18 protein-coding genes are annotated in these 13,362 nt (G+C 70.0%); 11 read left to right on the top strand and 7 right to left on the bottom strand.

What is annotated here, in order from left to right; all coding sequences use genetic code 11:
* Window positions 1-250 precede the first annotated feature (250 nt).
* From folE to ACYVF6_RS44110, 3 genes are read right to left on the bottom strand one after another with little or no spacing between them, the layout of a single operon-like run.
* Window positions 251-850 carry a GTP cyclohydrolase I gene (gene folE / locus ACYVF6_RS44120; RefSeq protein WP_460532418.1) on the bottom strand — a complete coding sequence of 200 codons (600 nt, stop codon included), beginning with the start codon at window positions 848-850 and terminating at the stop codon, window positions 251-253.
* Window positions 851-876: 26 nt separating this feature from the next.
* A complete protein-coding gene (locus ACYVF6_RS44115; protein WP_460532415.1) occupies window positions 877-1,284 on the bottom strand; it encodes a hypothetical protein in 408 nt (135 codons plus the stop codon).
* A gap of 25 nt (window positions 1,285-1,309) precedes the next feature.
* Window positions 1,310-1,840 carry a DUF2231 domain-containing protein gene (locus ACYVF6_RS44110; protein ID WP_460532412.1) on the bottom strand — a complete coding sequence of 177 codons (531 nt, stop codon included), beginning with the start codon at window positions 1,838-1,840 and terminating at the stop codon, window positions 1,310-1,312.
* 106 nt (window positions 1,841-1,946) lie between these two features.
* On the opposite strand from ACYVF6_RS44110, the gene ACYVF6_RS44105 reads away from it, so the two are divergent.
* The 3 genes from ACYVF6_RS44105 to ACYVF6_RS44095 all read left to right on the top strand — a co-directional run bounded on the left by ACYVF6_RS44105 (window position 1,947) and on the right by ACYVF6_RS44095 (window position 4,089).
* Window positions 1,947-2,645, top strand: coding sequence for a helix-turn-helix transcriptional regulator (locus ACYVF6_RS44105; protein WP_460532409.1), 699 nt, complete (start codon window positions 1,947-1,949; stop codon window positions 2,643-2,645).
* A gap of 116 nt (window positions 2,646-2,761) precedes the next feature.
* The gene (locus tag ACYVF6_RS44100; RefSeq protein WP_460532406.1) at window positions 2,762-3,622 is read left to right on the top strand and encodes an alpha/beta fold hydrolase; all 861 of its coding nucleotides are present in this window, start codon (window positions 2,762-2,764) and stop codon (window positions 3,620-3,622) included.
* Between the two features lie 8 nt (window positions 3,623-3,630).
* The gene (locus ACYVF6_RS44095; protein WP_460532403.1) at window positions 3,631-4,089 is read left to right on the top strand and encodes a group II truncated hemoglobin; all 459 of its coding nucleotides are present in this window, start codon (window positions 3,631-3,633) and stop codon (window positions 4,087-4,089) included.
* Here the strand turns inward: ACYVF6_RS44095 and ACYVF6_RS44090 are convergent.
* Entirely contained in the window at window positions 4,008-5,006 is a 999-nt protein-coding gene (locus ACYVF6_RS44090; protein ID WP_460532400.1) for an LLM class flavin-dependent oxidoreductase, read from the bottom strand. The two genes, ACYVF6_RS44095 and ACYVF6_RS44090, sit on opposite strands and share 82 nt — an antisense overlap.
* A gap of 67 nt (window positions 5,007-5,073) precedes the next feature.
* On the bottom strand, window positions 5,074-5,553 hold the full coding sequence (locus tag ACYVF6_RS44085; RefSeq protein WP_460532397.1) for a MarR family winged helix-turn-helix transcriptional regulator: 480 nt from the start codon (window positions 5,551-5,553) through the stop codon (window positions 5,074-5,076).
* A gap of 110 nt (window positions 5,554-5,663) precedes the next feature.
* Between ACYVF6_RS44085 and ACYVF6_RS44080 the strand changes: the two genes are divergently transcribed.
* From ACYVF6_RS44080 to ACYVF6_RS44060, 5 genes are all read left to right on the top strand, one after another.
* Window positions 5,664-6,047, top strand: coding sequence for a hypothetical protein (locus ACYVF6_RS44080; RefSeq protein ID WP_460532394.1), 384 nt, complete (start codon window positions 5,664-5,666; stop codon window positions 6,045-6,047).
* Window positions 6,048-6,191: 144 nt separating this feature from the next.
* The gene (locus ACYVF6_RS44075; RefSeq protein ID WP_460532391.1) at window positions 6,192-6,494 is read left to right on the top strand and encodes a hypothetical protein; all 303 of its coding nucleotides are present in this window, start codon (window positions 6,192-6,194) and stop codon (window positions 6,492-6,494) included.
* 160 nt (window positions 6,495-6,654) lie between these two features.
* On the top strand, window positions 6,655-7,353 hold the full coding sequence (locus ACYVF6_RS44070; protein ID WP_460532388.1) for a CDP-alcohol phosphatidyltransferase family protein: 699 nt from the start codon (window positions 6,655-6,657) through the stop codon (window positions 7,351-7,353).
* Entirely contained in the window at window positions 7,350-7,805 is a 456-nt protein-coding gene (locus tag ACYVF6_RS44065) for a VTT domain-containing protein (RefSeq protein ID WP_460532385.1), read from the top strand. The genes ACYVF6_RS44070 and ACYVF6_RS44065 overlap by 4 nt, the downstream gene beginning before the upstream one ends.
* Window positions 7,806-8,058: 253 nt before the next feature.
* Window positions 8,059-8,697 (top strand): acyl-CoA dehydrogenase family protein, encoded by a 639-nt coding sequence (locus tag ACYVF6_RS44060; protein WP_460532383.1) that lies wholly within the window; start codon window positions 8,059-8,061, stop codon window positions 8,695-8,697.
* On the opposite strand, the gene ACYVF6_RS44055 is transcribed toward ACYVF6_RS44060, so the two are convergent.
* Window positions 8,684-9,436: a Stf0 family sulfotransferase gene (locus tag ACYVF6_RS44055; RefSeq protein WP_460532380.1), complete on the bottom strand. Its 753-nt coding sequence runs from the start codon at window positions 9,434-9,436 to the stop codon at window positions 8,684-8,686. The two genes, ACYVF6_RS44060 and ACYVF6_RS44055, sit on opposite strands and share 14 nt — an antisense overlap.
* A gap of 64 nt (window positions 9,437-9,500) precedes the next feature.
* Window positions 9,501-9,938, bottom strand: coding sequence for an ester cyclase (locus tag ACYVF6_RS44050; protein ID WP_460532377.1), 438 nt, complete (start codon window positions 9,936-9,938; stop codon window positions 9,501-9,503).
* Window positions 9,939-10,075: 137 nt separating this feature from the next.
* Between ACYVF6_RS44050 and sigJ the strand changes: the two genes are divergently transcribed.
* The 3 genes from sigJ (at window position 10,076) to ACYVF6_RS44035 (ending at window position 13,305) form a co-directional block, all read left to right on the top strand.
* Window positions 10,076-10,990: a sigma-70 family RNA polymerase sigma factor family protein gene (gene sigJ / locus ACYVF6_RS44045; RefSeq protein WP_460532374.1), complete on the top strand. Its 915-nt coding sequence runs from the start codon at window positions 10,076-10,078 to the stop codon at window positions 10,988-10,990.
* Window positions 10,991-11,340: 350 nt separating this feature from the next.
* Entirely contained in the window at window positions 11,341-12,309 is a 969-nt protein-coding gene (locus ACYVF6_RS44040) for a pirin family protein (protein ID WP_460532371.1), read from the top strand.
* A 63-nt stretch (window positions 12,310-12,372) separates the two neighbouring features.
* Window positions 12,373-13,305, top strand: a complete 933-nt coding sequence (locus ACYVF6_RS44035) for an aminoglycoside phosphotransferase family protein (RefSeq protein WP_460532368.1) — start codon at window positions 12,373-12,375, stop codon at window positions 13,303-13,305.
* Window positions 13,306-13,362 lie beyond the last annotated feature (57 nt).

The following is a 13,362-nucleotide window of genomic DNA, read 5'->3' as shown; positions in this document are numbered from 1 at the left end:
CCCGAGCCGCCCGGTGCGTTGTGCTCCGGTGCGTTCGTGCCTCCGTTGCCGCCCGTTCGCCGGTGCGCCCGCCGCGAATGACCACGTTAACCACGGCTTTGGCTGGTTAACGTGGTCATTGGCGCGCTTCGCCACGCCAGCAGGTGCTTCGCCACGCGCCGGGGCGTGGTTAACTCGCTAATTGCGTGGTTAACGTGGTCATTCGCAGCGGGCGCACCCCGGCAGATGTCGACGGGTGAGGTGGCGGGGCTCAGGCCGTGATGCCGGCGAGCGCGAAGAACTCCTGCCGGGAGCGGGCGTCCTCGCGCAGGGTGCCGAGCAGCGTCGAGGTGATCGTGTTGGAGCCGATGGCCTGCACCCCTCGTACGGTCATGCAGGTGTGCTCGGCTTCGATCACGACGCCGACGCCTTTCGGGTCGAGGTGCTCGCACAGCCAGTCGGCGACCTGCTTGGTGAGCCGCTCCTGCACCTGTGGCCGGCGGGCGAAGTGCTCGACGATGCGCGCCAGCTTCGACAGTCCGAGGATGCGGGAGCCGGGCAGGTAGCCGACGTGCGCCACGCCCACGAACGGCAGCAGGTGGTGCTCGCACACCGAGCGGACGGGGATCGCGCGGGCGAGGACGAGCTCGTCGTACCCCTCGTCGTTCGGGAACGTCGTCAGGTCGAACGGCGCGGGCGAGAACAGCTCGTGGTACGCCCGCGCCATCCGGCCCGGAGTGCCGCGCAGGCTCTCCGACTCCAACTCGATCCCGAGCGATGTCAGGAAACGGGCCGCTGCCCGCTCGGCTTCGGCGAGGTCGATGCCGTTGCCGGACTCGTGGACGACACGCAGGGGTGCGGTGGAGTGCATGGAGATCCTTCGGTTGGTTGAACTGGTCAGGCTTGGCCGATGCCGAGAGCGGACAGCAGCACCAGCACGACTGTGGTGACCGCGAAGACGCCGTGGCCGGCGATCACCGGTATGGGGAAGCGCTGTTCGGCCGCCGCTTGTTCCGTGACCTGGCCGCGGGCAGACCACCAGCGCGCGAGCATCGTGAAGCCGAGCACCGCGACCGGCAGCAGCAGGACGAACGCGACCCAGGCCAGCGCGTCCATGTCCGCGAAGAGGTAGATGATCCACACCACCAGCCCGGCCGCTGCCAGTGCGAAGTGCCCGAAGATCAGGCCGGGTGGGAACTTGCTCGTGCTCGGCTTCTTGGTGCCGCCGTTCCTGATCCAGGTGCCCAGCATGTAGAAGCCGCCGAGTGCGGTGATCAGCCACGTGACCAGAGCGCCAATGCCCATGATCGTCTCTCCTTCGTCGCTTGTCTCAGTTGGCCGCGGTGTGACGCCCGCGGTAGCCCTCGGCCTGGGTGAGTTCGGCGGCGACGCGTACGCCGTAGCGGTACGCGAGCTTGCCGCCGAGATAGCCGGACGCGGCCAGGACCGCGAGACTCACCGCGGACAGCGCGAGCGGTCCGGCGGCCACCGGGCCGGGATCGCCGTAGCTCTCCTGGCGCCACAGGAAGTTGCCGGCGTAGGCACCGGTCACCGCCAGGTTGAGTGTCATGTGCAGCAGGCCGGTGCGAAACGCCACGGTGCCGGACGGGATACCCATCAGGTCGAGGAAGCCGACGACAGCGGCTGCCAGTGCCCCGAGTACGCCGATCGCGATCAGCCAGGCCGATCCCAGGGCCAGCGCGGTGGCGTCGTGGGTGAGCCGGGACGCGATGTCGAAGACCAGGCTCGCGACCCACGCGCCGATCGGGACCGTCACCAGGATCGGATGGTACGGGTGCCCGTACGGGCCTGCCAGCACCGCACTGACCGGTTGCTTCCCAGCAGGGACCGGCTCCGCCATGTCACCCTCCTGTGTCCCGCTATTTCACCAAAACATCTTGGTCTTATTAGGCGGAACAGTCAAGAGGGACGGTTTACTGAAACTGGCGTGGGTGTATCGTCACTATGTGCCAGCTGATCCGACGATCCGTGCCGTCGCCGCGCTCGACGATCAGCTGCGGCGCGAGATGTACTCCTTCATCCGGCGCAGCCGGCAGCCCGTGACCAGGGACGAGGCGGCAGCCTCGGTCGGCATCTCGCGCAAGCTCGCCGCGTTCCATCTCGACAAGCTGGTCGAAGCCGGTCTGCTACGGGTCGGTGAGGCGCCGCCCAGCGGGCCCGGCAAGGTGGGCCGCCGGCCGAAGGCCTACGAGCCGTCCGGCGCCGACATCCGGGTCAGCATCCCGCAGCGGCACCACGACCTGCTCGCCGATCTCCTGCTCGACGCCGTGCTGGCCGAGTCCGACTCCGAGCCCGCCCGCGACGCCGTACTCCGGCTGGCCCGCGACCGCGGCGAGGAGGTCGGCCTGGCCGAACGCGAGCGCGGCCGCCCCGGCCGGCTCGGTGCCGAGCGCGCGCTGACGCTGGCCTGCGGACTGCTCGAGAACTACGGCTTCGAGCCGGCCCGGGAGTCGCCCACCTGCGTGCGGCTGCGCAACTGCCCGTTCCACCCACTGGCGGCCAAGGCGCCCGCGATGGTCTGCGGCATCAACCACGCCTTCCTGGCCGGCGTCGTCGACGGCCTGCACGCCGCCGCGATCGAGGCCGTCCTCGAGCCCCACGCGGGCGAGTGCTGCGTCGAGCTGCACGCTTCCGACTCGGCCTGATTTGCGCCGATCTGGCCATGACGCAGAGTGATTGTTCAGCGGAACGATCGTGTCTTTCCGTCGCCGGCGGGGTAGCGTCTCCGCCGAATGCTTTACGGCGTAAGGAGATGAGTTCGATGGTTCAGGCTGTGCTGCACGACGGCGCGACGATCGAGGTCGAGGTGCATGGCACCGGCCCGGCCGTGCTGCTCCCGGTCGACCCCGAGCCGGCCACCGGCGAAGTCGCCGAGGCCGCGCGCAGCTGGGGAATGGACCCGCAGCTCGGCCGGTCGCTGATCGCCGGGCTCGCCGACCGGTTCCAGGTCGTCGCGTTCGACTATCTGGCGCACGTGCTGGCCAACCCCAAGCCGGACACGCTGACGCCGGCCAACGTGGCGCACGACCTGCTCGCGGTCGCCGACGCTGCCGGTGCCGGATGGTTCGCCTACTACGGCTACTCCTGGCTGGCGCTCAGCGGACTCCAGCTCGCCATTCGTACCGACCGGCTCTGGGCGCTGGCGATGGGCGGCTACCCGCCGATCGACGGCCCGTACATCGAGATGTTGCAGGTCACGAACGCGACCCACGAGCTCGCCACCGAGAAGCCGACCGCCGAGCCGCCCGAGCTGACGGAGTACTCGGACGACTTCGACTGGTCGTCGGTCGAGGTGACGATGTCGAAGGCGCAGGCCCGGCAGTTCGTCACGCTGTACGAAGCGCTGCAGGACTTCGACGACCGGGCCGCGCAGGCGACGCTGACCTGCCCGCGGCTGGCGTTCGCCGGCTCGGCCGACGAGATCGACTACGACGAGCGCTGGGGCGGCGTCCGGGTCAGCATCGCCGGCCCGCTGATCGCCCGCCGTGCCGAGTTGGAGGCCACGGGCTGGACCGTCCACATCATCGACGGGCTCGACCACATGCAGGCGATGCAGCCGTCCAGTGTCCTGCCGATCCTGGGTGATTTTCTCCAAGCGGCGGGCGCCCGGACCGGGGCATGATGCTCGGCATGCAGACGGTTTACGAAGCGGCCGGTGGCGAGGCTGGGCTGCTGAAGCTGGCCGGCGCGTGGCACGAACGGGTGATGGCCGACCCGATCGTGAGCCACGCGTTCAGCCACGGCTTCCGCCCGGACCACACCGAGCGGCTCGCGGCGTACTGGGCCGAGGCGCTCGGTGGCCCGACGACCTACTCCGACACCTACGGCGGCGAGACCTACGTCGTGCGGCTGCACAGCGGCAACGGTGAGCACGACGAGATGGACCAGCGGGCGATCGCCTGCTTCGGCCAGGCCCTGACCGACGTGGGCCTGGCCGACGGCGACCCGCTACGGCAGGTGCTGTACGACTACTTCGCCTGGGCGACGACGGTGACGATGGCCCGCTATCACCAATCCGCCGACGACGTTCCGGACGGGCTGACCATCCCGCGCTGGTCCTGGGACGGGCTCGAGACCGCCGGGGAGTAGCCGCGTTCGCGGGCGACCGCTTCGCGGATGGCCGGGGCGATCTCGCCACCCCAGCGGGCGATCGACTCGAGGTCCTGCGTGCCGCCTTCGGGCGAGAACAGCATGAAGCCCGCGGCGTCGTGCTCGAGGACCGCGCCCGTGAGCTCCTCGACCCACTGGCTCACCGAACCGCCGATCCAGCGGCCGGCGGTGTCGCGGGTGGCGGGCAGCGGCCGGTCGGTGATGCGGCCGGGGAAGTTGAAGATCGTCCGTACCTCTCGCGGATCACGGCCGACGGCGGCCGCGGCCTCGTCGATGACCGGCCGCGACTCGCGGAAGCGCTGGCTCAGCCAGTCGGCCGCGTGGCCCGGGAGCCAGCCGTCGGCGACCCTGCCGGTCGCCGCCAGCGACCGTTCGCCGACCGATCCGGTCCACACCGGCGGCGCGGGCACAGGGGCCGGGTCGATCTGGTTCACGTGGTGGTGGCTGCCGTCGTACGTGACCGGCGCGCCGCCGCCGGACAGCTGCTTGACCAGCACGATCGCCTCCTCGAACGCCTCGACGGCCGCGCGCGGCGACAGCTTCGGCACCCCGAGGTCGGCGATCCGGTCCCACAGTCCGCCGGCGCCCATGCCGTAGACGATCCGGCCGCCGGACAGTGCCGAAAGCGTCGTCACCGTTCGCGAAAGCATGGCGGCGGGCCGGGTCGGCAGGTTGGTCACGTTGGCGAAGCCCGCGAGGTGCTGGGTGCGGCCGAGGACGAACCCGATCGTGGCGTACGCGTCCAACCGGGTCCCGATGTAGGGATGGTCCGACAACGAGAACAGGTCGAGGCCGTCCCGGTCGGCCTGCCGGGCCAGGCGCAGCAGCTCCGGCCCTTCGTCGAGGTGGCTGTGGGCGCCGAAGCCGAAGACCGGCTCGGTGAACTCGGGGAACATGGTGGTCTCGCATCCGTGGGTGGCCAATATAGTTCGTACCACGAACCAATATACTTCGTGGTGCGAACTATGCACCCACCCGCCCACCCGTGTCGTCGGGTTCCACGAATACGACCGGCACCTCGTTGTCCGCCACGATGCGGCTGAGCAGGCGGGCGAGCGTGGTGCGTTCGGCGGCGCTGAGGCCGCTCGGCAGCTCGTCGACTCGCACGCAGGTCTCGGCGTAGAACTCCTCGGCGAGCCGGCGGCCTCGCGAGGTGAGCGTGACGCGCACCGCACGCGTGTCGTGGGGGTCGGGCTCGCGGCGTACCAGGCCGTTGCGCTCGGTGCGGTCGACCAGTCCGGTGAGGCTCGACTTGGCCAGGCCGAGGACCTTGCCGAGCTCACCCATGCCGTACGGCTGTGCCATCAGGACACACAGCAGCTGGCCCTGCTGGGGAGTGATGCCGTGCTCGCGGCTCGACTTGGCGTAGACGGCGTCGACCAGGAACGCCGACCGGACCAGTCCGGTGACGATTCCGAGCTCGCCGTCGATCTGTTTGCCCACGTCATCAGCATAGGTTGCGCGTGCTTGTCCTGAATCGGACAGCTTTTCGCATCACCTCGTCGGTTCGTTGGACGGCTCTCGCACTGCTTTGGCGGATAGCGTCCTACTTGATGACTGGAACGATCGATCTCGAGCTGCTGCAGGCCAGCGTGTGCCTGGCGGCCGGCCGGCCCGTGACCGTGATGGCGCGGGTCGGCAACCGGGGCGGCGAAGCGGCCGACGTCGCACTGGCCGTCGAGGGGCGGCTGGCCGAGCACGCGCGGATCGAGCCCGGGAAGCTACGCGTCGAACCGGGGGAGTCCAGGGTCGCGCGGATCACGTTCCAGCCGGACGCCGAGGAAGCCATGCCGGCGGGACCGGTGCCGTACGCCCTGCGCGCTCAACGCCCGGACGGTGGCGAGCCACTCGCGGTCGTCTTCGGCCTGGTCGACGTGCACCGGCGACGGCCGCAGCGGCCGCCTGGTTCGGGGATTCCGCGCGCCCGTCCTGCCTGACCGCGGCTTGGACTCGTCCCGGCCGTTGACGGCTTTGGGTCCGGCGCGTTGCGCAGGGGCCCGCCAGGAGAGGGTCCTTCGCCTTGGGTCGGTCGTGACCTTCTACTGGATCTTGAACGCGGTCGCCGCAGGCATGCTGTTGCGATGGACGCGGCTACGTCGTATACGGATCGGGTGCTGCTCGCGCTGGTGGCCAACGGCGGAGTGGCGACCGTTGGTGTCGAAGGTGTGTCGCCCGACATTCACCCGGTCGGTGGCGGTCAGTTCGCGCCGGACATTCACACCCGCCTGCTCGTGCTGCTCGAGACCGGCATGATCGTGCCGGGCCAGACCGGCCTGGCCAGGCTGACGCCGGATGGTGCCGCTCTTCTACGTGGCCGGCGTTCGGTTTCCTACTATCGGCGCATGCCGGGGTCGGGTCAGGTCACGGAGAAACTGACCGGCTAGCTTGCCGGAGGGCCGATCTTCCTGGTCATGATGTGCCGGCGGCCATTAGGCTGTCCTGCCTGCTCTGCTTGCTAGTGTGCCTACTCGGTATGCGTCCACGGGGTGATGTCTTCCGGGATGCTCGCGGGCAGGGTGGAGACATCCAGGAAGGGGGCGGCTGATGAGCGACGAACCAGAGTCGGCTGCTCCATCGCAAGGCACCGCTGCAGGGTCGGCTGCGACTGTTCCGGCGTGTGGTCACCGAGGTTGCTACCTGTCCGAACGGGAACGCCTGATCACGCCGGCGACCGTGCTGACGTTCGCGCGTACGGTCGTATCGTTCGGAATCGCGCTGGGTGCCGCCTACCACCGGTCGCTGGTGCTGCTGCTCGTCGCTCTCGCCGTCTACTGGATCGGCGACATGGCCGACGGCCTGCTGGCCCGGCTGACCAACACCGAGACGCGTGCGGGCGCGGTGTTCGACATCGTGAGCGACCGGTTGTGCGCGGCCGGCTTCTACGTCGGGCTGGTGTGGCTGGACTCCTCGCTGGCACTGCCCGTCGGCATCTTCCTGCTGGAGTTCGCGGTGGTCGACACGTTCCTGTCGCTGGCGTTCCTGGCCTGGCCGCTGATCAGCCCGAACTACTTCTATCTCGTCGACCGGCCGATCTGGCAGGCCAACTGGTCGAAGACCGGCAAGGCCGTCAACTCCTCGGCGGTCGCGTTGCTGATGGTGCTGACCCGTTCGGTCCCGCTGTGCACGGCGGTGGCGCTGGGCTTGCTGGCGTTGAAGATCTGGTCGCTGGTACGCCTGTCGAAGCTGCGCCTGCCCGTGCCTGACGGGTGCGCGGCCACGTTCAGAGATGCGACCGCGCGATGATCCTGCTCGGGACGACGTTCCTCTACTGCATCGTCTCCGCCCTGATCCCGTTCGTGAACGCGGAGGCGTACGTCGGCGGCGTGGCGGCCGCCTTCGGCACCGGCGGCGCCTGGGCGGTCGCGGCCGCTGCGGCGGGTGGGCAGATGGTCGGCAAGGTGCTCTACTACCTGCTGGGCCGCAGCTCGCTGAACTGGAAATGGGTCAGGAAGAAGACCGAGTCGCCGAGGTGGAAGGCGTCGATCGAGAAGTGGCAGCGGCGCATCAGCGACAACGACCTGGTGGCCGGCGCGATCCTCTTCCTGTCGGCGTTCGTCGGCTTCCCGCCGTTCGCGGTGCTCTCCCTGCTGGCCGGGCAGGTGGGAATCCCGCTGCCACTGTTCGTGGTCATCGGCTTCGCCGGCCGCTTCCTGCGGTTCGCCTGCATCCTCGGCCTCGTAGGCTTCCTGACCTGACCTGACCTGACCTGCCGTCCCAGATCGCCGATCGGCTGCGGTGGATCGCAGCCGGACGGAGCGGCAGCGCATCCAGTGTCGCCAGTTCGCCCAATTCCGCGATGGTCACCGCCGCCCGGCTCAGCGCTGTTGAACGACTGCCCGCTGCCGGCGAGCCGAGGCGGCCATCCTCCTGGCCACGTTCACGGCGTGACGTCTCATATCGTGAATCATGCCTAGTTTTCCTACCCGTGAAGTAGGACGGTGGGCGTTCGTGCATCGCTCTGCTCTGCTGCCCAGCTTCCACCGGGTCGTTCCCGGTCCGCCGCCGGAGGCGGACGAGGACCTGGCCGGTGGCCCTGCCGGCATCTACGCCCTCGTCCGGAGGACCGCGCGGGTCGACCCGGCGGGCGCGCTGCTGCTCGGCCGCGACGTCGACGGGCTGGGCCGGCGGCTCAGGTTCGTCAGCCTGTACGTGGGCGTCGCCGAGGGGGCACTGCTCGCCGTCAGGGACGGCACCGATCGGGCGGCGGCCGGCGATCCGTATGTGCTGAGCCAGTACGGCGAGCTGGCCGCGCACCTGCAGGCCGCGTCGGCGTTGGTGGAGCAGGCGGTTGCCGGGCTCGCGTGGGCGCTGAGTCGCGGTGCGAGGCTCACCGAGCAGGAGCGTGGCAACCTGTCGGCGCTGATCGAGAGCGCGGAGATCGTGTCGGAGCAGGTCGCGCTGGAGGCCACCGCCCAGATCCTCGACATCACAGGTGAACGCGCGGCCCGGCTGAGGCCGCGGCTCGACCGGTTCTGGCAGTCCGTACGAGCCCACGACGCCGGCTCCTACCAGCGGCAGGAAGCGCTCGGCCGCTTCTTCCTGACCGACAAGACCGACGAGGCGCCGCTCACCGTCAGCCTGCCGTAGCGGCTCGATACCGGGCGATCCAGTCGTCGTTGACCTGGTCGGCCTGGCGGCGATGGCCCGGCACCAGCTCGCAGCCCGCGGGCAGCACGAGGTCGAGGAAGTCCAGGATGCCGCGCGTCACAGCCGCCGGGTCGGCCGTCAAGTCTTCGTAGCGGACGACGTAGGGCTCGACGCCCGCGTCGGCGAACCATGCCCGCCACGCCGCGTTGTGCTCCTCTATCGTGCGTACGAGCAGGTCGATCTGCTCGAAGTCGTAGCGGGGCTCGCGACCGTCCAGCGCGGTGTCGCCGTCCTGCCAGAACTTCGTCTGCTCGGCACGCGCCCACGACACCGCCTGGGCCACCGTGTCGTCGCGCCGCAGGTGAACGAAGCGGGTGCGCCCGAACGCCCTTTCCAGCAAGTCCAAACCCGCCCGGGCACCCGCGAGCTCGGGGTGGACCACAGCCAGTTTCGCGACCATCTCGTCGAGCGTTCCCCACATCACCCGGCCACCGAAGACGCCGTTCGGCGTGCTCCCGTCGGCGATCGCCGCCCGTACGTAGTCGTCGTAGCCGAACCGGCCGTCGGCGTCGCGGGCGAGCTGCCAGCGATCGGCCCAGTCCTGCTCGTTGGGCAACCGGAAGTACGACTCCGGCCGTCCCGCGACGCCGGTGGAGCGCAGCAGGCCGCACAGCAACGTGCTCCCGGTCCGGGGAGTGCCGCAGAGCAGATATGCATCGATTACAGGCGAATCGGCCACGGCGCCAGTCAACCAGCAGGCCCGGCGCCGCGGCCACCGGTTATTCGCTCGCCCGCGTTGTGAGCTACCCCTCGCCGAGCACGCCGAGCTGCTTCAGCTGCGCGTGCACGTCGACGACTCCCCACGTCTCGACGACGCGCCCGTTGTCGAAGCGTAGGATCATGATCTCCTTGTACGTAACGGATCTGCCGGTCGCCGGGATGCCCAGGTACTCCCCGAGATGCGTCCCGGTCACGGTGTTCCGGCACACCACCTTGTCTCCTTCGGCTATCACGTCCTCGACGGTGATGTGCAGGTCGGGGAACGCCTGGAGCAGCCGCACGAAGACTTCCTTCATCGCCTCGGCTCCGGTGGTTTCGAGCGGCAGCGGCGTGCCGACCCGTACGTCGGGTGCGAAGACTTCGTCAATCATCCGGGCGATGAGTTCCGCGTCGCCGCTGTTCATGGCGGAGTCGAGGCGGCCGAGGATCGCCTTGTTGCCGGCGGTTCGCGTCAGTGACATGGGCGTGAGTGCCTCTCCGTGAGTTGGTCTACAGCAGTACGACGACGTAGCGACCCGGATTGTCAGGTCTCACAAAACGGCGCGCTGTCTCGTCGTATAGGGCGAGACCCATGCGAATCCCGAGGGAGCCGGCGACGATGACCACCAACGATCCTGACCTGAACGCGATCATGAGCGAGCGGCGTCAGCTGATCAACCTCGCGTACCGGCTGCTCGGCTCGCTGGCCGACGCGGAGGACGTCGTGCAGGAGACGTACGCGCGCTGGTACACCCTGTCGCCGCCGCAACAGCACGCCATCGAAGCACCCGGCGGCTGGCTGGCGAAGGTCGCCGGCCGGATCTGCCTCGACCTGCTCGGCTCGGCGCGCGTCCGGCGGGAAAGCTACGTGGGGGAGTGGATCCCGGAGCCGTTGCCCGGCCGGACGGAATGGATCAGCGGCCGCGGTGGCGCCGGAGACCCCGCGGACCCCGCCGACCGGATCACGCTCGACGAGTCGGTCAACATGGCCTTTCTCATCATGCTGGAGTCGATGACACCGCCCGAGCGCGTCGCGTTCATCCTGCACGACGTGTTCCGCTACCCGTTCATCGAAGTCGCCGAGATCGTCGGTCGTACGCCGGCGGCCTGCCGCCAGCTGGCCTCGTCAGCGCGCCGCCGCATCCGGGACTCCCGGCAACCGGCGGCCACGAGCGTCCAGTCGGCCGGTGTGGTCAGAGACTTCAAGCAGGCTTGGGAAACCAAGGACATCGACGCCCTGATCGCCCTGCTCGACCCCGACGCGACCGCGATCGCCGACACCGGCGGGCGCGCGACCGCCGGCATCCACCCGCTGCAGGGCGGCGAGCCGATCGCGCGCTTCTGCGTCGACTTCGCCAAGCGGGCAACCGGCCTGACCCTCGAGGAAAGCATGGTCAACGGCCAACCCGGCCTGATCGGCCGGCAGAACGGCGTCGTCTCGACGGTGTACGCGTTCGACATCGTGGACGGCCGGATCAGGCACATCTGGGCAGTGCGCAACCCCGACAAGCTCCGCCCCTGGACGACCAGCTGACGACGACACGCAAGCCGCCCGCAGCCGCCGCCGCCGATCCCGTGCCGGTCGCTGCGTCGCGGCCGGCGGTCCCATCGCGCGAGTCCACGCGCTGCGGAGCTAGCTCCGCGGCGACATGCCGAAGCAGGCATGGAACCGCTGGCTCAATGTGCGTTCCGAGAGCCACCCGAGCGGGGTCGCGTTGGCGAGTGGCCTCGGCGAGGTGGTGCAGCAGGACAGCCGGTCGGGCGCTGGCGCGGCGTGCGGGTCACGTCGGTGAGCGTGGCGGCGGCGAGGTGGTGGAGCTGAGTCGCCGGCCGCCCGGGCCAGGCACGCGGCTTGGGGGTTGCCGGGCCGGGGAGGATAAGGGCGTGAGCAACGCGGAAACGGCTCCCGTCGAGCTGGCGTGCCGGGGTGGTGAGCCCGGCGCCGCCGAGGTCGAGGTGCTGACCGCCCGCGACGTACCCCTCGGAGGCCCGCGTGCGATGGCCGTCCGGCGGACGTTGCCGCAGCGCAAGCGGTCGCTGGTTGGCGCGTGGTGCTTCGCCGACCACTACGGCCCGAATGACGTGTCGGTGACCGGCGGGATGGACGTCGCGCCGCATCCGCATACCGGACTGCAGACCGTGAGCTGGCTGTTCGCCGGCGAGGTGGAGCACCGCGACAGCCTGGGCACGCACGCCTTCGTACGCCCCGGCGAGTTGAACCTCATGACCGGCGGCCACGGCATCTGCCACTCCGAGGTCTCGACGCCGGACACCACTGTCCTGCACGGCGTGCAGCTGTGGGTCGCGCTGCCGGACGCGCACCGCGACACGGCACGCGACTTCCAGCACTACGCACCGCCGCAGGTCAGGCTCGGCACCGAGGCCGCGGCAAGGGTGTTCCTCGGCGAGCTCGCGGGGGAGCGGTCGCCGGTACCCACGTTCACGCCGCTGCTCGGCGCGGAGATCGTGCTGGAGCCGGGCGCGACGCTCTCGCTGCCCGTGGCGAGCGACCACGAGCACGGCGTCCTGGTCGACACCGGGACGGTGACGCTCGCCGGAACGCGGCTGGAACGGGCTTCGCTCGGCTACGCCGGCCCCGGCGCGCCCAGCCTCACCCTGGCCAACCCCGGCGGCGAGCCGGCGCGGGTTCTGCTGCTCGGCGGTGCGCCGTTCGAGGAGGGCATCGTGATGTGGTGGAACTTCGTCGGCCGAAGCCACGACGAGATCGTCGCGTTCCGGGAGGCGTGGGAGCGGGAGTCGGACCGCTTCGGCCGCGTGGAGGGCTACGCCGGTCACCGGCTCCCGGCACCGCCGCTGCCGAACGCGCGGATCGTGCCGCGCACCAGGCGCTGACCTGCGGCCCGAACCGAGATATTCGGTTGCCTGCCGGGAGGCGGTCGCACAGACTCTGCTCGCGTGGCAGACGACGAAACCGCCGTACCCGACCTCGGTCCCGTGCCGACCCGGATCGACGTCCCAACAGATGTGGTCCGGCGCCTGGTCGCCGCGCAGTTCCCGCAGTGGGCCGGCCTGCCCGTCCGGCCGGTCGCCGAGGAGGGCTGGGACAACCGGACGTTCCATCTGGGGTCCGAGCTGTCGGTACGCCTACCGAGTGCCGAGTCCTACGCGCTGGCGGTCGAGAAGGAGCATCGGTGGCTGCCGGTCCTCGCGCCGCGGCTTCCGTTGCCCGTACCCGTTCCGCTGGCCATGGGTGTACCCGGCGAGGGCTATCCGTACCAGTGGTCGGTGTACCGATGGCTCGACGGTGAGCCCGCCAGCCTGGGCAACATCGCGGACCTGACCTCGTTTGCCACCGGGCTGGCGGAGTTCCTGATCGCGCTACGGCAGATCTCTCCCGCCGGCGGTCCGGCGCCCGGCCTGCACAACTGGTACCGGGGCGGCCCGGTCGCGACGTACGGCGGGCTGGCGCAGGACGCCCTCGAGGCGCTGGACGGGCGGATCAGGACCGGCGTGGCGCGCGAGATCTGGCGGCGTGCGTTGCTGCCCACCTGGGACAGGCGGCCGGTGTGGCTCCACGGCGACGTGGCGGAGGGCAACCTGCTGGTACGCGACGGCAGGCTCGCGGCCGTCATCGACTTCGGTACGTGCGGTGTCGGTGATCCCGCCTGCGACCTCGCGATCGCGTGGACGCTGCTTACGGGCGAGAGCCGCAAGGCCTTCCGCGACACGCTCTCGGTCGATCCCGACACGTGGGCCCGCGGTCGCGGCTGGGCTTTGTGGAAGACGCTCGGCGCGTGCGCGGGCGCACTGGAGTCCGGCGGCGCCGACCTGGCCGCGGCGATGTACGTCCTCGACCAGATCTTCGAGGACTTCGAGGAGTCGGACTGACCTTAGGGTGGATCAAGCCCTCCCGATGTCGCCTCGCCAGCGGTTTCCGCCGGCCGC

This window comes from Flindersiella endophytica, from assembly GCF_054779015.1.
Note: the sequence above shows the minus strand (reverse complement) of the source record. Positions and strands in the feature narration are given on the sequence as shown.